The sequence below is a fragment of the Herbaspirillum sp. genome (assembly GCF_017744395.1).
Taxonomy (GTDB): domain Bacteria; phylum Pseudomonadota; class Gammaproteobacteria; order Burkholderiales; family Burkholderiaceae_D; genus Herbaspirillum.
Genome location: NZ_JAGIBI010000006.1, coordinates 355,759 through 372,160 on the forward strand (window position 1 = coordinate 355,759; position 16,402 = coordinate 372,160).

Sequence of the window (16,402 nt, forward strand, 5' to 3'; positions counted from 1 at the left end):
TTCGCCGGCGACGATATTTCCCCCTTCCGTTCGCAGAAATTAATGTGTATGCTGCGAACATTAAAAAGAACGATCGTGCTAAATTTCGGTGGGCGCTTCGTTTTGCTTTTATAATTCCGCAAAAGTTTACGTTTACGTCAATTCCTTTTTTCAAGGGCCATGCGATGAAAGTATTAGTACCAGTCAAGCGCGTCGTGGATTACAACGTCAAGGTGCGCGTCAAGAGCGACGGCAGCGGTGTGGATATCGCCAACGTCAAGATGTCGATGAACCCGTTTGACGAAATCGCGGTGGAAGAAGCCGTGCGCCTGAAGGAAGGCGGCAAGGTGACCGAAGTGATCGCCGTGTCCGCCGGCGTGACCCAGTGCCAGGAAACCCTGCGCACCGCGATGGCCATCGGCGCCGACCGCGGCATCCTGGCCGAAGTCGGCGCCGACGTCGAGCTGCAGCCGCTGGCCGTTGCCAAGATCCTCAAGGCGCTGGCCGAGAAGGAACAGCCGCAACTGATCATCCTGGGCAAGCAGGCCATCGACGACGACTGCAACCAGACCGGCCAGATGCTGGCGGCGCTGCTGGGCTGGCCGCAAGCCACCTTCGCCTCGAAGGTGGTGCTGGAAGACGGCAAGGTCAGCGTGACCCGCGAAGTGGACGGCGGCCTGGAAACCCTGGCGCTGACCCTGCCGGCCATCATCACCACCGACCTGCGCCTGAACGAGCCGCGCTATGTGACGCTGCCCAACATCATGAAGGCCAAGAAGAAGCAACTGGATACCGTCAAGCCCGAGGAGCTGGGCGTGGACGTGGCGCCGCGCGTGAAGACCCTGAAGGTCGCCGAGCCACCCAAGCGCAGCGCCGGCGTGAAGGTGCCGGACGTGGCGACGCTGGTTGCCAAGCTGAAGAACGAAGCCAAAGTTATCTAAGAGGGTAATGAACATGACCGCACTCGTCATCGCAGAACACGACAACGCCAGCCTCAAGGGCAGCACCCTCAACACCATCACCGCAGCGGCGCAGGCCGGCGGCGATGTCCATGTCCTGGTCGCAGGCTCCAACGCCAAGGCAGTCGCCGACGCCGCCGCGCAAGTCGCGGGCGTGGCCAAGGTCCTGCTGGCCGACGGCGCGCAGTTCGCCGACGGCCTGGCCGAGAACGTCGCCGAACAAGTCCTGGCCATCGCCAAGGACTACAGCCACATCCTGGCGCCCGCCACCGCCTACGGCAAGAACATCCTGCCGCGCGTGGCCGCCAAGCTGGACGTGGCACAGATCTCCGACATCACCAAGGTCGACTCGCCCGATACCTTCGAGCGCCCGATCTACGCCGGCAACGCCATCGCCACCGTGCAATCGCTCGATCCGATCAAGGTCATCACCGTGCGCACCACCGGTTTCGACCAGGCCGCGCAAGGCGGTTCGGCTGCCGTGGAAAGCATCCCGGCCGTGGCCGATTCGGGCAAGTCCAGCTTCGTCGGCCGCGAGGTCGCCAAGTCCGACCGTCCGGAACTGACCGCCGCCAAGATCATTGTCTCGGGCGGCCGCGGCATGGGCTCGTCGGAAAGCTTCAAGATCCTGGAACCGCTGGCCGACAAGCTCAACGCCGCCATGGGCGCCTCGCGTGCCGCGGTGGACGCCGGCTACGTGCCCAACGACTGGCAGGTCGGCCAGACCGGCAAGATCGTCGCGCCGCAGCTCTACATCGCCGTCGGCATCTCCGGCGCGATCCAGCACCTGGCCGGCATGAAGGACTCCAAGGTGATCGTGGCGATCAACAAGGATGAAGAGGCGCCGATCTTCTCGGTGGCCGACTACGGCATCGTCGGCGACCTGTTCGAAGTCGTGCCGGAACTGGTCAAGCAACTGGGCTGACCCAGGCAGGATCCACGGTAGTTTTTGCCCCGGCTTACGCCGGGGTATTTTCATCCGGCGACGTTTCGTCGTTGGAGGCATTTTTTCGCAAGCAAGAAACGACGCAGAACGTTTCACTCAGGAGGTTGGAGATGAGTTATACCGCGCCATTGAAGGATATGCTGTTCGTCATGAACGAGTTGGCCGGCCTGGCCGAGGTCAATGCCTTGCCGGGCTGCGAAGACGCCACGCCGGAAACGGCCGAGGCCATCCTGGAAGAGAACGCCAAGTTCTGTGGCGAGGTGGTGGCGCCGCTGAACCATTCCGGCGACAAGGAACCAAGCTACTGGACCGACGGCAAAGTCACCACCAGCGCCGGCTTCAAGGAAGCCTTCAAGCAGTTCGGCGAAGCCGGCTGGCAAGGCTTGCAGCATCCGGCCGAATTCGGCGGCCAGGGCTTGCCCAAGCTGCTGGCGACGCCCTGCATCGAGATGCTGAACTCGGCCAACCTGTCCTTCGCGCTGTGCCCGCTGCTGACCGACGGCACTATCGAAGCGTTGCTGACCGCCGGCACCAAGGAACAGCAGGAAACCTACATCGCCAACTTCATCTCCGGCAAGTGGACCGGCACGATGAACTTGACCGAGCCGCAAGCCGGCTCCGACCTGGCGCTGGTGCGCACGCGCGCCGTGCCGGAAGGCGACGGCACCTACAAGCTGTTCGGCACCAAGATCTTCATCACCTACGGCGAGCACGACATGGCGGAGAACATCGTGCACCTGGTGCTGGCGCGCACGCCGAATGCGCCGGAAGGGGTGAAGGGCATCTCGCTGTTCATCGTGCCCAAGTTCCTGGTCAACGCCGACGGCTCGCTGGGCGCGCGCAACGACGTGCAGTGCGTCTCGATCGAACACAAGCTGGGCATCAAGGCCAGCCCGACCGCGGTGCTGCAGTTCGGCGACCACGGCGGCGCCATCGGCACGCTGGTGGGCGAAGAGAACCGCGGCCTGGAATACATGTTCATCATGATGAACGCCGCGCGCTTCGGCGTCGGCATCCAGGGCTTGTCAGTCTCCGAGCGCGCCTACCAGAAGGCCGTGGCCTATGCCAAGGAACGCGTGCAGTCGCGCGACCTGAGCGGTTCCGCCGGTGCGGTCACCATCATCCACCAGCCGGACGTGCGCCGCATGCTGATGTCGATGCGGGCCCAGATCGAAGGCGCGCGCGCGCTGGCCTATGTGGCCGCCGCCACCTCGGACGCCGCCCACTTCCATCCGGACGAGGCCACCCGCAAAGCCAACCAGGCCTTCTATGAATACCTGGTGCCGATCGTCAAGGGCTGGTCGACCGAACTGGCCATCGATGTCACCTCGACCGGCGTGCAGGTGCACGGCGGCATGGGCTTCATTGAAGAGACCGGCGCCGCGCAGTACTACCGCGATGCGCGCATCCTGTCGATCTACGAAGGCACCACCGCGATCCAGGCCAACGACCTGGTCGGCCGCAAGACCGCGCGCGACGGCGGCGCGGTCGCCAAGGGCATCATCGCCCAGGTGCGCAAGACCGCAAGCGGGCTGGAAGGCGATGCGCAACTGCGCGCCATCGGCCTGCGCCTGAACGAAGCGGCCGGCGCGCTGGAAGAGGTGGTCGACTATGTGGTCGCCAACATCAAGGGCGACATCAAGGCGGTATTCGCCGGCAGCGTCACCTACCTGAAGATGGCCGGCGTGGTGCTGGGCGGCTGGCAGATGGCGCGCGCAGCGGAGATCGCCGCTGCCAGGCTGAAGGCGGGCGAGGGCGATGCCAAGTTCTACGAGGCCAAGCTGGCGACCGCCCGCTTCTTCGCCGATCAGATCCTGCCGCAGGCGCTGGCTTACCGCACCGCCATCGTCGAAGGCGCGCAGTCGGTGCTGGCGCTGACCGAAGAGCAGTTCTGAGCAAGGCCCGACTCTGATCGGGAAGCCGTAAAAAAGCCCGGAAGGCCGTAGCAGGCCTTCCGGGCTTTGTCTTTATATGGCGCCGATGTCAGCCGAACGCGCCGCCGGTGAACAGCAGGTCGAAGCTGCGCGCGAGCAGGGCGATCAGGCCCATCGCGCCCAGCCCCACGGTCAGGACGATGATCACCGCCAGGATCCAGTGCGATTCCGATTGCTTACCGCTGGCGGCGTTATGCCGGAGATCCCATTTGTCGTCCGGGGTCAGGCCGATCACCAGTGCTTCCAGGCAGCCGCACAGGATGGACAGCACGAAGGGCAGGGCGGTGAACAATTGCGGCGCCTGAGGATTGGCCGCCATCAGCGCCAGCGAGAGCGGGATCGAAAGGATATGCAGCCAGCCGAAGCGGTCGCGTACACCATAAAGATAGAAGCGGTGCAGTCCGATGCCGCCCAGTACGGCGGCGATCAGGGTGGCCAGGGTTTTGTTCTTGTGCGGGGAGGGATTGCTCATCTTGTCTCGTTGTATCCGCGGCGGCGTGGCCGGCGGCGTTATTGTCGTGTTAATAGCGGGCAAGTATAGCGGATCGGCGCGGGCGGCTTGCTTGTCATTTCTATATCGCCTGAACGGAATCTGCGGATTTGAGCCTTGCCCTGATGTAATTTGGCATCAGAATCACCATGTTTTATCGGGTTTCTGCGTTGGTTAGGCACACAAAAGCGGTAATCAGGTTGCCGTGAGGTGGGGAAGTCCGTTATAATTTGCGGCTTTTCCGTGTCCGTATTCTTACTGGAACCATTATGGTCGTTATTCGTTTAGCTCGTGGCGGCGCCAAGAAGCGCCCCTTCTACAACATCGTTGCAACTGATTCGCGCAATCGCCGCGATGGTCGTTTCATCGAGCGTATCGGCTTCTACAACCCGGTCGCATCGGGCAAGGAAGAAGTCGTGCGTATCGCTGCCGACCGCCTGGCTCACTGGCAAGGCGTTGGCGCACAACTGTCGCCGACCGTTGCTCGCCTGGTTGCCGACGCCGGCAAGAAGGCTGCTGCCTAATTAAGTTTGTCCAGCCTGTTTTCCAGTGCGCCGACTTGATGGCGCGTGGAAGCAGGCCAGATGTGGCGCATTAGTGAGTATTAGTGAATAAGCCAGCTCAGCCAGGTTTCTCGGCACCCGACGATCTCGTGACCGTCGGCCATGTGACGGGAGCCTATGGCATTCAGGGCTGGGTTCGCGTGCGTCCCTATTCGGCCGAAGCGGATGCTTTGCTGAATGCGAAAACCTGGTGGCTGGAGAAATCCGGCCTGCCCAAGCAGGATGTCGAAGTCATGCAGTCCAAGGGGCATAGCGGCGATGTGGTCGCGCGCCTGACCGGCGTGGCTGACCGCAATGCCGCCGAAGCGCTCAAGGGAAATGTGGTTCACATCTCCCGCAAGCACTTCCCTGTGCTGGATGACGGCGAATTCTACTGGGTCGACCTGATCGGCGCCTCGGTGGAAAACCTGCAGGGCGAACAACTGGGCGTGGTGTCCGACCTGATGGACAACGGCGCCCATCCGATCCTGCGCGTGGCGGTGCCGGTGCAGGAAGCCGGGCAGGACGACGCCAAAGGGAAGCCGGCTGGCGCGCCTGAATTGCTGATCCCGTTTGTCGACCAGTTCGTCAAGACGGTACAGCAGCAAGAAAAGAAGATCATCGTCGACTGGGGACTGGATTACTGACTGCGGTCAGTTTTTTCATTTCCGGCGTTGCCGGGATCAAACAAGGTTTCATGGAAATGGAGGCGTGATGCAGTTCGATGTCGTCACTCTGTTTCCCGAGATGTTCGCGGCGCTGACGCAGTCCGGCATTACCCGCCGGGCGCTGGAGCAGAAGCGCTGGGGCCTGTCGCTGTGGAATCCGCGCGATTTCACCACCGACAACCACCGTACCGTGGACGATCGCCCTTATGGCGGCGGTCCCGGCATGGTGATGCTAGCCAAGCCGCTGCAGGCCGCCATCGGCGCCGCCAAGCAGCGCCAGCAGGACCTGGGCCTGGCTGCGCCGCGCGTGGTTTACCTGTCGCCGCAAGGCGCGCCGCTGACCCACGAACGCGTGGTCGGCCTGTCGCAGGAGCCGGGTGTGGTGCTGCTGTGCGGACGCTACGAAGCGATCGACCAGCGCCTGCTCGACAAATGCGTGGATGAGGAAATCAGCATCGGCGATTTCGTCCTCTCCGGCGGCGAATTGCCGGCGATGGCGCTGATGGATGCGGTGATCCGGCTGCTGCCGGGTGCGCTCAACGATGGCGCCTCGGCGGTGGAAGACAGTTTCGTCAACGGCTTGCTCGACTGTCCGCACTATACGCGGCCGGAAGAGTACGAAGGCGAGGCGGTGCCGGCGATCCTGCTGGGCGGCCACCATGCCGAGATCCAGAAATGGCGTCGCCAGCGCGCGCTGGAGGCGACCCAGGCCAAGCGCCCCGACCTGATCGTGAGGGCGCGCGAAAACGGCCTGCTGAGCCGGGCCGATGAAAAGTTTTTGAGCGGTTTGCAGTAAAGAAGTTGTACCAGCAGTACCCGCCGGTTCGCCGGCGGCAACGTGCAGCGGTTCGGCCGCTGTGATTGAAACCCCATCCTCTACCGGGCAACAAGATAGGCCGCAAGGCACCAGCGCCGGCAAGATGGTTACAGGAGCAAAAAATGGATCTGATCCAGAAACTCGAGCAAGAAGAGATCGCGCGTCTCGCCAAGAACATCCCCGAATTCGCCCCCGGCGACACCGTGGTCGTGAACGTCAACGTGGTTGAAGGCACCCGCAAGCGCGCCCAGGCCTACGAAGGCGTCGTGATCGCACGTCGCAACCGTGGCCTGAATTCCAACTTCATCGTTCGCAAGATTTCGTCCGGTGAAGGCGTCGAGCGTACTTTCCAACTGTACTCGCCGCTGATCGCTTCGATCGAAGTCAAGCGTCGCGGTGACGTTCGCCGCGCCAAGCTGTACTACCTGCGTGAGCGTTCGGGCAAGTCGGCTCGCATCAAGGAAAAGCTGCCCAGCCGCGCTGCAAAGGCTGCTGAGTAATTTCCGGCATGCATATGCTTCAGGAAAAGGGGTGTCTCGCGACGCCCCTTTTTCATTTCCGCTCCATCTCCAGTTCCAGACGTTAAGCCGAGTACGCCGTGGCCAGTTTCGATCCCGCCATTCTTCCCGTGGATGCCGTCGCCGGCGAGGGCGCGCTGGAACCTGCGCGCCTGAACGCCGACTGGCTGCGCCGCCGCTTCGCCGATCCGCCCCGCTGGGAACCGGAGCACAGCGGCGACCAGATAGTGCGCATGGCCGAGGCACAGGGGCGTTTCCGGCAAGCCGCGGTGCTGATGCCTATCGTGCTGCGTCCGGAAGGACTGACGGTGCTGTTCACCCAGCGTACCGACGACCTCAAGGACCATGCCGGCCAGATCAGCTTCCCCGGCGGGCGCCGTGAAGACTTCGACAGTTCGGCCATCGATACCGCGCTGCGCGAGACCGAAGAGGAAATCGGCCTGGCGCGCCGCCATGTCGAGGTGATCGGTTCCCTGCCGGATTACCTGACCGGCACCGGCTACCGCGTCACGCCCGTGGCCGGCCTGATCGAACCGCCCTTCGACACCGTGGCCGACCCGCGCGAGGTGGCCGAGATCTTCGAGGTGCCGCTGGCCTTCCTGATGGATGGCGCCAACCACGAGCGCCGTTCGGTCGACCTGCCGCCGCCGGTGGGCCGCCGCAGCTTCTACACCATGCCTTACCGGCACTATTTCATCTGGGGCGCCACGGCCGGGATGCTGCGCAACCTGTTTCATTTTTTGCGCGGTTGAGCCGCTCACGCGCGGCACTTGCTTATCGATTAAGTTCCCCCGGTGAATCAATTGTTTGATTCCCATCATGCACTGCGCTATCGTACTGGCTACAGAGACCCCTAAGGCTGCTTGATGACATTCCTCTCCATTCTCTTTGCGCTGTTAATCGAACAACTCAAACCACTGCGTGCGGATAACCCGATTTATGCATCGATCAAGTCTTTCGCCGGCAGCATAGAGGGCTGGTTCAATGCCGGCCACGCGCACCACGGCCGGCTCGGCTGGGCGGTGATGGTCGGCGCGCTGACCGTGCCTGTCGCGCTGATCTATTGGCTGTGCGTGCACATCAGCCCGGTGGCGGCGTTCGCCTGGAACGTGCTGATCGTCTACCTGACGCTGGGTTTCCGCCACTACAGCCACTATTTCACCTCGATCCAGCTGGCATTGAACAGCGGCGACGAAATGACGGCGCGCGCCTTGCTGGCCGAATGGATCAAGCAGGACACTTCCGACATGGATGTCAGCGAGATCTCCCGCATCGCTTCCGAGCGCGCGCTGATCACCACGCACCGCCACGTGTTCGGCGTGTTCTTCTGGTTCCTGATGCCGGTCGGCCCGGCGCTGGCGGTGATGTACCGCGTTTCCGAATACCTGGCGCGCGCCTGGAACGAGCCCGATCACATGAAGTACGAGGCCTTCGGCCGCTTCGCCGCGCGCGCCTTCTACTGGATCGACTGGATTCCGGCGCGCATGACCGCAGCCGCCTTCGCCGTGGTCGGCAACTTCGAGGATGCGATCTACGCCTGGCGCAATTTCGCCAGCCGCTGGGACGACGAGGCGGCCGGCATCATCCTGGCCGCGGGCGGCGGCGCGATGGGCGTGCGATTCGGCACGCCCAAGGAAACCGCGGCCGGCATCGTCCTGCCGGCCGATGCGGCCACGGTCGACACCCTGCCGGAAGAGAGCGACGGCCTGCCGGGCGACACGCCATCCCCGCGCACCCTGCAAAGCACCGTCGGCCTGGTCTGGCGCGCCTTGTTGCTATGGATGTTCCTGTTGCTGCTGCTGTCGGTGGCGGTGTGGATGGGCTGACCATCCTGCAGGAAAACAAGCGGGCTCAGGCCCGCTTGTTTTTTTGGGAACGCGCCATTGCGCATCCCGGTATACTTTCGATTCCATGCTTCCGGTTCCGTGGCCGCAGAGGCGGCAACTTGTTTTTGCGCCTGATGCAAGCTGGATGAAAGTTGTAGTCGGTTAAGATGGCAGGTTCTGGCCACAGGAGGCGGGGAGGCCAGGGTGGAAGACCGTAGAACCCAAGTCTTCTATAAGATATAATACATAACCGCAGGCACCCACGCATCGATTGCGAAGGCACCTCGGAAATCAGAGCCCAAGTCCCAACAGGACCGGGGCATTCGGTTGCAAGCGCTTTAGAAGAACTGCAAGCATGGCTGATCCCATCAAACCCTCCAACGCGCCGTCGCAAGAATTCATCATCCTCGGGCAAACCTCGGATGGCAGGCAATTCCGCCCCAGCGATTGGGCGGAACGGCTGTGCGGCGTGATGTCGTGCTTTCGCCCAGAGGGCTCGGGCGGCCGCAATGCCCACCTGAAATATTCTCCCTACGTGCTGCCGACGATGATCAACGGCATCCGTTCCGTGGTGGTCAACCAGGCGCTGCGCGAACTCGATCCGCTGGCCTACCACTTCGTCGCCAATTTCGCCAAGGACAACGACCTGCAGGTGATCGACGCCTGTGTCTTGCCCGAACCTTCCTCGCGCGACAAGGGCTGACCGCCCCTGCCGCATCGCAGCACCAGCTTCCCCATTGCCTGCTTCCTGTCCTGCAGGCGATCCCGCCAGCGGCTACACTAACCAAGTTGTCGTATGCCGCGCCGGCCATGCCGCACGGCATCGGTTTCAGCATCTCTTATCGCTCAGCCGGCAGGACTCAGCCAGAGCTGTACGGGGTTATCGGGCCGTTTCCGGTCCTCGGAACCTGTATCGGGAAATGGAATTCCTCCGCCTCCCCCGAGCGGTTCCCCATACTTACGGAGAAGAAGCATCATGAAACACCGCATGGAGCGCGATACCTTCGGCCTGATCGAAGTCCCGGACGACAGGCTGTGGGGTGCGCAGACCGAACGCTCGCTGCACCACTTCCATATTTCCACCGAACGCATGCCGGCCGAACTGATCGTCGCGCTGGCGGCCGTCAAGCGCGCCTGTGCCACCGTCAACCGCGACCTTGGCAAGCTGGACGGCAAGAAGGCCGACGCCATCATCGCCGCCGCCGACGAGGTCATCGCCGGCCAGCATCCGCTGGAATTCCCGCTGTCGGTCTGGCAGACCGGCTCCGGCACCCAGAGCAACATGAACATGAATGAGGTGCTGGCCAACCGCGCTTCCGAAATTCTGGGCGGCGTGCGCGGCGAAGAGCGCCTGATCCATCCCAACGACGACGTCAACCGCAGCCAGTCTTCCAACGACATCTTCCCGACGGCCATGCACGTGGCCGCCTGCATGGCCGTGGCGGCGCACCTGATCCCCGCGCTGCACAAGCTGCGCGCCACCCTGCAGGAAAAAGCCGACAAGTTCGCCGACGTCGTCAAGATCGGCCGCACCCACCTGCAGGACGCGACCCCGCTGACCCTGGGCCAGGAATTCTCCGGCTACGTCGCGCAACTGGCGCATGCCGAAACGGGCATCATCGCCACCCTCAGCGGCTTGTCCGAACTGGCTGCCGGCGGCACCGCGGTCGGCACCGGCCTGAATGCCCATCCGGCATTCGGCGAGCGCGTGGCGGCGGAGTTGGCCAGGCATTTCGGTTTCCCGTTCAAGACCGCGCCCAACAAGTTCGCCGCGCTGGCCGGCCACGATGCGCTGGTGGCGGCCCACGGCGGCCTGAAGACGCTGGCGGCGGCCCTGATGAAGATCGCCAACGACGTGCGCTGGCTGGCTTCCGGCCCGCGTTCGGGCCTGGGCGAGATAACCATCCCGGAAAACGAACCGGGCAGCTCCATCATGCCGGGCAAGGTCAACCCGACCCAATGCGAAGCGCTGACCATGCTGTGTGCGCAGGTGTTCGGCAACGACGTCGCGCTCAATATCGGCGGCGCCTCCGGCAACTTCGAACTGAACGTCTTCAAGCCGGTGATCATCCATAACTTCCTGCAAAGCGTGCGCCTGCTGGCCGACGGCATGGCCAGCTTCGAGGAGCATTGCGCGCGCGGCATCGAAGCCAACCGCGAGCGCATCGCCGACCTGATGGAACGTTCGCTGATGCTGGTGACCGCGCTGGCGCCGCACATCGGCTACGACAAGGCCGCCAAGATCGCCAAGCAGGCGCACCACGACGGCACCACGCTAAAGGAAGCCGCGCTGGCGCTGGGCTATGTGACCGAACAGCAGTTTGCCGAATGGATCAAGCCGGAAGAGATGACGCATCCGGGCTGATTTTTCCGGCCGGCAGGCATGGGATGGCGGGGCATGGGCGCAAGCTCCATGCCCCGTTTTCTTTCTTGCGGCCAACCTTGGCCATTGCCGCGGATCCCTTGATTGCAAAGGCCTTGCGCCCTTGTGTATAGCAATATTGATTTGGGTTACGAATTGAAACAACCGAGGTTTTCCGGCGAGCCGCGGCGTATATTGATTGCATGAGATGGATGCGCGTATCGCCAGTGCCGGCGAGGGATTTGGCGGATTTTGGCGAGCGCCGCATGCGGTTGGAACAGGGATATTCCCAGAGGCAAAAATGAAAAAACTGGCGGCAATCGGAATATGCGGCGTGCTTGCCGTGGCGGGCCTGATGGCCAGCGCGGCGACTTACGCGCATCCGCGCTTTTACGGCGGCGTGGTGATCGGCGGTCCGGTCTGGGTGCCGCCCCCGATCTACTATCCGCCGCCGGTCTACATCGAGCGCGCGCCGCCGCCGGTTTATGTCGAGCAGCCGCGCCAGGATTTCTGGTACTACTGCCCGGAATCGAGGGCTTACTACCCCTATGTCCAGAGCTGCCCCAGCAACTGGATGAGGGTGGTGCCCAATACCCCTGACACGCCAGGGGCACCGCCGCCGCAATAAGCATGCGGCCGGAGATGGCGCTGCCGCGATGCCGGCAGCGGCCCAGGACACAGCGAGGACATATCGTGAAAACCATTTACAAGACCGCCACGGCGGCCACCGCCATCGGCGCCTTGCTGGCGCTCGGCGGCTGCGTCAGCGTGCCGACCGGTCCTTCGGTCATGGCCATGCCCGGCAAGGGCAAGAGCTATGAACAGTTCCGCGCCGACCAGGCGCAGTGCCAGCAATATGCGCAGGATGCCATCGGTGGCCAGGCGCAGCAGACCCAGAACAGCGTGACCAACAGCGCGGCCGTAGGCACCGCGGTGGGCGCTGTGGCCGGCGCATTGGTCGGCGCGGCGTCGGGCAATGCCGGGGCCGGTGCGGCCATCGGCGCAGGCGGCGGTTTGCTGGTCGGCAGCGCCGCCGGCAGCAATGCGGCCGCCGGCGGCAACTATTCGATGCAGCAGCGCTACGACATGACCTATACCCAATGCATGTACAGCAAGGGCAACCAGGTCGAGAGCCAGCGCCAGGTCACCACCTATACCTATTATCCGCGCCGCTACTACTACGCGCCGCCGCCTCCTCCGGGATACTACGGCCCTCCGCCGGTGTACTACGGGCCGCCGCCGGGCGCGTATTGAACCATGTCCCTATAACGAAAAACCGCATCCATCGGATGCGGTTTTTTTATGGCTGAAGCAGGTCCAAGCGGCTCAATCCTCATCCAGCGCCTGGAATTGCGCCGCCAGAAAATCCACCAGTGCCCGTACCGCCGGCAACAAGCCCCGGCGCGAAGCGAACACGGCATGGATGATCTCGCGCCGCGGCGCCCAGCCGGGAATCACATGAATCAGTTCGCCGCGGGCAATCTGCTCCTGCACCATCATCGAGGGCAACTGCACGACGCCCACGCCGGCCACGGCGGCGGTCCGCAAGGCCAGCATGCCGCGCGTGATCAGGCGCGGATGGTGGCGCACGGCGGCCTCGGCGCCATCGGGCCCGATCAGGTTCCAGACGTGTTCCTGCTGGGGCAGGCCCAGTCCCATGCTGGGCAGGCCGGCCAGGTCGGCAGGCATCGTCGGAATGCCGTTGGCCAGCAGGTCGGGGCAAGCCACCAGGCATTGTCCGCGCTCGGCCAGCACGCGCATCACCAGGTCGCTGTCCTCGATCGGCCCCGGGCGCACCCGGATGGCGACGTCGATGCCTTCGCCCACCACATCCACGCGCCGGTTGGTTTCCTCCAGATGGATCTCCACGCCAGGGTAGGCCACCATGAAGGCCGCCACCATCCCGGCAATGCGCGCATCCAGCAGCGCCACCGGGCAGGTCATGCGCACGATGCCGCGCGGTTCGGCATGGATGCGGGCCACTGATTCGTCGGCAGCCTCGGCTTCCACCAGCATCGCCTTGCAATGGCTGTAGTAGGTCTGGCCGATCTCGGTAACGGCGAAGCGCCGGGTCGAGCGCTGGATCAGGCGCGCGCCGAGGCGTTCCTCCAGCAAGGCGATGCGCCGGCTCAGCTTGGATTTGGGCACGCCCAGGGCGCGCCCCGCCGGGGAAAAGCCGCCGTGTTCCACCACCTGCACGTAGTAGTAGAGGTCATTCAGGTCGCGCATGGCTTTATCGTTCTTTAAATAGGACACTGATGGCAAATATTAGCATCTACCGCCTGGATCGTTTCAATCCTATTCTGCTCATGACGCCACAGCATGTTGCGTGGCTTATCAGGAGATGAGCATGAAGAAGATCCTCGGCATCTATAGCGCCCCCCGCCAACACTGGGTTGGCGACGGATTCCCGGTGCGTTCGCTGTTCGGCTACGACGGCCTGGGTCGGCACCTGAGCCCGTTCCTGCTGCTAGACCATGCCGCCCCGACCCGTTTCGAGCCCGCCGTGCGTCCTCGCGGCGTCGGCCAGCATCCGCACCGGGGCTTCGAAACGGTGACCATCGTCTACCAGGGTGAATTGGAGCACCGGGACTCTACCGGCGCAGGCGGGCGCATCGGCCCCGGCGACGTGCAATGGATGACCGCCGGCGGCGGCATCCTGCATGAGGAGTTCCACTCCAAGGCCTTCACCGAACGCGGCGGCACCATCGAAATGGTGCAACTGTGGGTGAACCTCCCGGCCCGGGACAAGATGGCGTCGCCGCGCTACCAGACGTTGCTGGATGCGCAGATTCCGTCGGTGGAGCTGCCTGAGGGCGCCGGCCGGGTCCGCGTGATCGCCGGCGAGTTCGGCGGCCGGCGCGGCCCGGCGCAAACCTTCACGCCGATGGACGTGTGGGACGTGCGCATCCGCCAGGGCGGCATTGCCCGCTTCGAGGCGAAGGCGGGCCATTCGCTGGCGATGGTCGTGCTGCACGGCACGGTGCTGGTCAACGGCAACGACGTCGCCCGCGAAGGGCAACTGGTGCATTTCGACCGCGCTGGCAGCGACGTAGAAATCGAAGCCAACAACGATGCCACGCTGCTGTGGCTGTCCGGTGAACCGATCGATGAGCCGGTGGTGGGTTACGGCCCGTTCGTGATGAACAGCGAAGCCGAGATCCGCCAGGCGATTGACGATTTCAACGGCGGTCAATTCGGGCGCATCGCGCCGGCAACGCCTGCGGCCGGACAGCGGCAGGAAACCGTCGAGTAAGCAGCCGGCAGGCCCATTGCCGCATCGGGCCTGCCGCCATCGAGGAGCATTTTTTCCATTTCAAAAGGAGCACACCATGAGCACATCCAATATCCCGGCCAATTTCAACGGCGTACGCCCCATCATCAACCCGGACGATGCGGCGATGCTGCTGATCGACCACCAGAGCGGCCTGTTCCAGACCGTCAAGGACATGCCGATGACCGAACTGCGCGCCAACGCCACCACCCTGGCCAAGATCGCGACGCTGGCGAAGATCCCGGTCATCACCACGGCTTCGGTGCCGCAAGGCCCGAACGGTCCGCTCATTCCCGAAATCCATAAATACGCTCCGCATGCGCAGTATGTGGCGCGCAAGGGCGAGATCAACGCCTGGGACAACCCCGAATTCGTGGCCGCGGTCAAGGCCACCGGCCGCAAGCAGCTCATCATCGCCGGCACCATCACCAGCGTATGCATGGCGTTCCCGAGTATCGCCGCGGTGCATGCGGGCTACCAGGTGTTTGCCGTGATCGATGCCTCCGGCACCTACTCGAAGATGGCGCAGGAGATCACCCTGGCGCGCGTGGTGCAGGCTGGCGTGGTGCCGATGGACACGGCCGCCGTCTGTTCCGAGGTGCAAAAGACCTGGAACCGCGAAGATGCGCTGCAATGGGCCGAAGCCTACAGTTCGGTGTTCCCGCCGTACCAGCTGCTGATCGAAAGCTATGCCAAGGCCCAGGAAGTGGCCCGCAACGACGAGCAACTGGATTCGCAGCGCGCGTGAGGCAAACGTAGCGGCGGGGCGGGGGATAAGCCTGCGCGTCATCCCGGTTGCCGCCGAAGCCGGCTTTTTTCGGCTTCGGCGGGCGGTGCGGCGCAACATCGGCGGCCGGCAATGCTATACTCGCTGCCATGCTTTTCCGTATCCAACTCCCGAAAACCCAGCATTGGTGGCGCGCCTGACCCGGGCGGCCCGTTTTCACACAGTTACAGTTTGACAATGTGATGCCGCCGGTTCCGGCGGCATTGTTTTTACGCTTCGGAACCGGCGGCATTCCAGATAATCGACCAGATCAGGAATGTCCATGTCTTCGAACACACCCGCATCCAACGCTCCAGCCGCACGCCCCACCGTCCTCACCGGCGACCGTCCCACCGGCCCGCTGCACCTCGGCCATTACATCGGCTCGCTCAAGTCGCGCGTGGCGCTGCAGGAAACCGCCAACCAGTTCCTGTTGCTGGCCGACACCCAGGCCATGACCGACAACGTCGGCCGCCACCAGAAGGTCACCGACAACGTGCTGGAAGTGGCGTTGGATTACCTCGCCGTCGGCATCGACCCGGAAAAGTCGACCATCTTCATCCAGTCGCAGGTGCGCGAGCTGTACGAACTGTCGATGGTGCTGCTGAACCTGGTGACGGTGTCGCGCCTGGAGCGCAACCCCACCATCAAGGAAGAGATCCGCCTGCGCGGCTTCGAGCGCGACATCCCGGCCGGCTTCCTGACCTATCCGGTCAGCCAGGCCGCCGACATCACCGCCTTCAAGGGCCAGCTGGTGCCGGTGGGCGGCGACCAGTTGCCGATGATCGAGCAGACCAACGAGCTGGTGCGCAAATTCAATGCCACCGTCGGCCGCGACGTGCTGGTCGAGTGCAAGGAAGTGCTGTCGGAAACGGCGCGCCTGCCCGGCATCGACGGTAAGGCCAAGATGAGCAAGTCGCTGGGCAACTCGATCGCGCTGGGCGCGACCCCGGCCGAGATCAAGCAGGCCGTGCATCGCATGTACACCGACCCCAACCACCTGCGCGTGGACGATCCGGGCCAGGTCGAAGGCAACGTGGTGTTCATGTTCCTCGACGCCTTCGATCCCGACCGCGCCGCGGTGGAAGAACTGAAGGCCCATTACACCCGCGGCGGCCTCGGTGACAGCGTGGTCAAGCGCCGCCTGGAAGGCATCCTGCAAGAGATGCTGGAGCCGATCCGCACCCGCCGCGAGCATTACGCCAAGGACCGCGGCGAAGTGCTGGCCATGTTGAAGCGCGGCACCGAGCGCGCCAGCGCGGTGGCGGCGCAGACCATGTCGGAAGTCAATGCGGCGCTGGGCCTGAACTACTTCGGCTGA

At 63.7% G+C, this 16,402-nt stretch carries 18 protein-coding genes; 16 read left to right on the forward strand and 2 right to left on the reverse strand.

From position 1 onward, the window contains the following. Positions 1 to 164 precede the first annotated feature (164 nt). The 3 genes from J7548_RS16470 (at position 165) to J7548_RS16480 (ending at position 3,779) form a co-directional block, all read left to right on the forward strand. The gene (locus J7548_RS16470; protein WP_290976419.1) at positions 165 to 920 is read left to right on the forward strand and encodes an electron transfer flavoprotein subunit beta/FixA family protein; all 756 of its coding nucleotides are present in this window, start codon (positions 165 to 167) and stop codon (positions 918 to 920) included. Positions 921 to 933: 13 nt separating this feature from the next. Continuing rightward, positions 934 to 1,863, forward strand: coding sequence for an FAD-binding protein (locus J7548_RS16475; RefSeq protein ID WP_290976422.1), 930 nt, complete (start codon positions 934 to 936; stop codon positions 1,861 to 1,863). A gap of 131 nt (positions 1,864 to 1,994) precedes the next feature. Then, positions 1,995 to 3,779 (forward strand): acyl-CoA dehydrogenase, encoded by a 1,785-nt coding sequence (locus tag J7548_RS16480; RefSeq protein WP_290976425.1) that lies wholly within the window; start codon positions 1,995 to 1,997, stop codon positions 3,777 to 3,779. An 88-nt stretch (positions 3,780 to 3,867) separates the two neighbouring features. On the opposite strand, the gene J7548_RS16485 is transcribed toward J7548_RS16480, so the two are convergent. Further along, positions 3,868 to 4,290: an NINE protein gene (locus J7548_RS16485; protein ID WP_290976428.1), complete on the reverse strand. Its 423-nt coding sequence runs from the start codon at positions 4,288 to 4,290 to the stop codon at positions 3,868 to 3,870. A 287-nt stretch (positions 4,291 to 4,577) separates the two neighbouring features. On the opposite strand from J7548_RS16485, the gene rpsP reads away from it, so the two are divergent. The 10 genes from rpsP to J7548_RS16535 all read left to right on the forward strand — a co-directional run bounded on the left by rpsP (position 4,578) and on the right by J7548_RS16535 (position 12,295). Then, positions 4,578 to 4,832, forward strand: a complete 255-nt coding sequence (rpsP, locus tag J7548_RS16490; protein ID WP_141913335.1) for a 30S ribosomal protein S16 — start codon at positions 4,578 to 4,580, stop codon at positions 4,830 to 4,832. 83 nt (positions 4,833 to 4,915) lie between these two features. Further along, positions 4,916 to 5,497: a ribosome maturation factor RimM gene (rimM, locus tag J7548_RS16495; protein ID WP_290976436.1), complete on the forward strand. Its 582-nt coding sequence runs from the start codon at positions 4,916 to 4,918 to the stop codon at positions 5,495 to 5,497. A gap of 67 nt (positions 5,498 to 5,564) precedes the next feature. After that, complete coding sequence (gene trmD, locus J7548_RS16500) at positions 5,565 to 6,314, forward strand: tRNA (guanosine(37)-N1)-methyltransferase TrmD (RefSeq protein ID WP_290976689.1); 750 nt, start codon at positions 5,565 to 5,567, stop codon at positions 6,312 to 6,314. A 143-nt stretch (positions 6,315 to 6,457) separates the two neighbouring features. Next, complete coding sequence (gene rplS, locus J7548_RS16505) at positions 6,458 to 6,835, forward strand: 50S ribosomal protein L19 (RefSeq protein ID WP_290976438.1); 378 nt, start codon at positions 6,458 to 6,460, stop codon at positions 6,833 to 6,835. A gap of 98 nt (positions 6,836 to 6,933) precedes the next feature. Then, entirely contained in the window at positions 6,934 to 7,605 is a 672-nt protein-coding gene (locus tag J7548_RS16510; protein ID WP_290976441.1) for a CoA pyrophosphatase, read from the forward strand. A gap of 114 nt (positions 7,606 to 7,719) precedes the next feature. Beyond that, entirely contained in the window at positions 7,720 to 8,679 is a 960-nt protein-coding gene (locus J7548_RS16515; RefSeq protein WP_290976443.1) for a CobD/CbiB family protein, read from the forward strand. 355 nt (positions 8,680 to 9,034) lie between these two features. Next, positions 9,035 to 9,382, forward strand: a complete 348-nt coding sequence (locus tag J7548_RS16520) for a DUF3579 domain-containing protein (protein ID WP_290976446.1) — start codon at positions 9,035 to 9,037, stop codon at positions 9,380 to 9,382. 273 nt (positions 9,383 to 9,655) lie between these two features. Beyond that, a complete protein-coding gene (fumC, locus tag J7548_RS16525) occupies positions 9,656 to 11,044 on the forward strand; it encodes a class II fumarate hydratase (protein WP_290976449.1) in 1,389 nt (462 codons plus the stop codon). 298 nt (positions 11,045 to 11,342) lie between these two features. Further along, a complete protein-coding gene (locus tag J7548_RS16530) occupies positions 11,343 to 11,669 on the forward strand; it encodes a hypothetical protein (protein ID WP_290976452.1) in 327 nt (108 codons plus the stop codon). 65 nt (positions 11,670 to 11,734) lie between these two features. Further along, on the forward strand, positions 11,735 to 12,295 hold the full coding sequence (locus tag J7548_RS16535; RefSeq protein ID WP_290976455.1) for a glycine zipper family protein: 561 nt from the start codon (positions 11,735 to 11,737) through the stop codon (positions 12,293 to 12,295). Between the two features lie 72 nt (positions 12,296 to 12,367). On the opposite strand, the gene J7548_RS16540 is transcribed toward J7548_RS16535, so the two are convergent. After that, positions 12,368 to 13,270 carry a LysR family transcriptional regulator gene (locus J7548_RS16540; RefSeq protein ID WP_290976458.1) on the reverse strand — a complete coding sequence of 301 codons (903 nt, stop codon included), beginning with the start codon at positions 13,268 to 13,270 and terminating at the stop codon, positions 12,368 to 12,370. Positions 13,271 to 13,391: 121 nt separating this feature from the next. Between J7548_RS16540 and J7548_RS16545 the strand changes: the two genes are divergently transcribed. The 3 genes from J7548_RS16545 (at position 13,392) to trpS (ending at position 16,402) form a co-directional block, all read left to right on the forward strand. After that, the gene (locus J7548_RS16545) at positions 13,392 to 14,297 is read left to right on the forward strand and encodes a pirin family protein (RefSeq protein WP_290976461.1); all 906 of its coding nucleotides are present in this window, start codon (positions 13,392 to 13,394) and stop codon (positions 14,295 to 14,297) included. 76 nt (positions 14,298 to 14,373) lie between these two features. Then, positions 14,374 to 15,063, forward strand: coding sequence for an isochorismatase family protein (locus J7548_RS16550; protein WP_290976464.1), 690 nt, complete (start codon positions 14,374 to 14,376; stop codon positions 15,061 to 15,063). A gap of 301 nt (positions 15,064 to 15,364) precedes the next feature. Then, positions 15,365 to 16,402 carry a tryptophan--tRNA ligase gene (trpS, locus tag J7548_RS16555; protein ID WP_290976467.1) on the forward strand — a complete coding sequence of 346 codons (1,038 nt, stop codon included), beginning with the start codon at positions 15,365 to 15,367 and terminating at the stop codon, positions 16,400 to 16,402.

Bases quoted from the DNA above. Each gene is read 5' to 3' on its own strand.
- J7548_RS16540 (WP_290976458.1), bottom strand. From the start codon at position 13,270: ATGCGCGACCTGAATGACCTCTACTACTACGTGCAGGTGGTGGAACAC.
- trmD (WP_290976689.1), top strand. From the start codon at position 5,565: ATGCAGTTCGATGTCGTCACTCTGTTTCCCGAGATGTTCGCGGCGCTG.
- trpS (WP_290976467.1), top strand. From the start codon at position 15,365: ATGTCTTCGAACACACCCGCATCCAACGCTCCAGCCGCACGCCCCACC.
- J7548_RS16470 (WP_290976419.1), top strand. From the start codon at position 165: ATGAAAGTATTAGTACCAGTCAAGCGCGTCGTGGATTACAACGTCAAG.
- J7548_RS16480 (WP_290976425.1), top strand. From the start codon at position 1,995: ATGAGTTATACCGCGCCATTGAAGGATATGCTGTTCGTCATGAACGAG.
- J7548_RS16485 (WP_290976428.1), bottom strand. From the start codon at position 4,290: ATGAGCAATCCCTCCCCGCACAAGAACAAAACCCTGGCCACCCTGATC.
- fumC (WP_290976449.1), top strand. From the start codon at position 9,656: ATGAAACACCGCATGGAGCGCGATACCTTCGGCCTGATCGAAGTCCCG.
- J7548_RS16550 (WP_290976464.1), top strand. From the start codon at position 14,374: ATGAGCACATCCAATATCCCGGCCAATTTCAACGGCGTACGCCCCATC.
- J7548_RS16545 (WP_290976461.1), top strand. From the start codon at position 13,392: ATGAAGAAGATCCTCGGCATCTATAGCGCCCCCCGCCAACACTGGGTT.
- J7548_RS16515 (WP_290976443.1), top strand. From the start codon at position 7,720: ATGACATTCCTCTCCATTCTCTTTGCGCTGTTAATCGAACAACTCAAA.
- rpsP (WP_141913335.1), top strand. From the start codon at position 4,578: ATGGTCGTTATTCGTTTAGCTCGTGGCGGCGCCAAGAAGCGCCCCTTC.
- J7548_RS16520 (WP_290976446.1), top strand. From the start codon at position 9,035: ATGGCTGATCCCATCAAACCCTCCAACGCGCCGTCGCAAGAATTCATC.
- J7548_RS16475 (WP_290976422.1), top strand. From the start codon at position 934: ATGACCGCACTCGTCATCGCAGAACACGACAACGCCAGCCTCAAGGGC.
- rplS (WP_290976438.1), top strand. From the start codon at position 6,458: ATGGATCTGATCCAGAAACTCGAGCAAGAAGAGATCGCGCGTCTCGCC.
- J7548_RS16530 (WP_290976452.1), top strand. From the start codon at position 11,343: ATGAAAAAACTGGCGGCAATCGGAATATGCGGCGTGCTTGCCGTGGCG.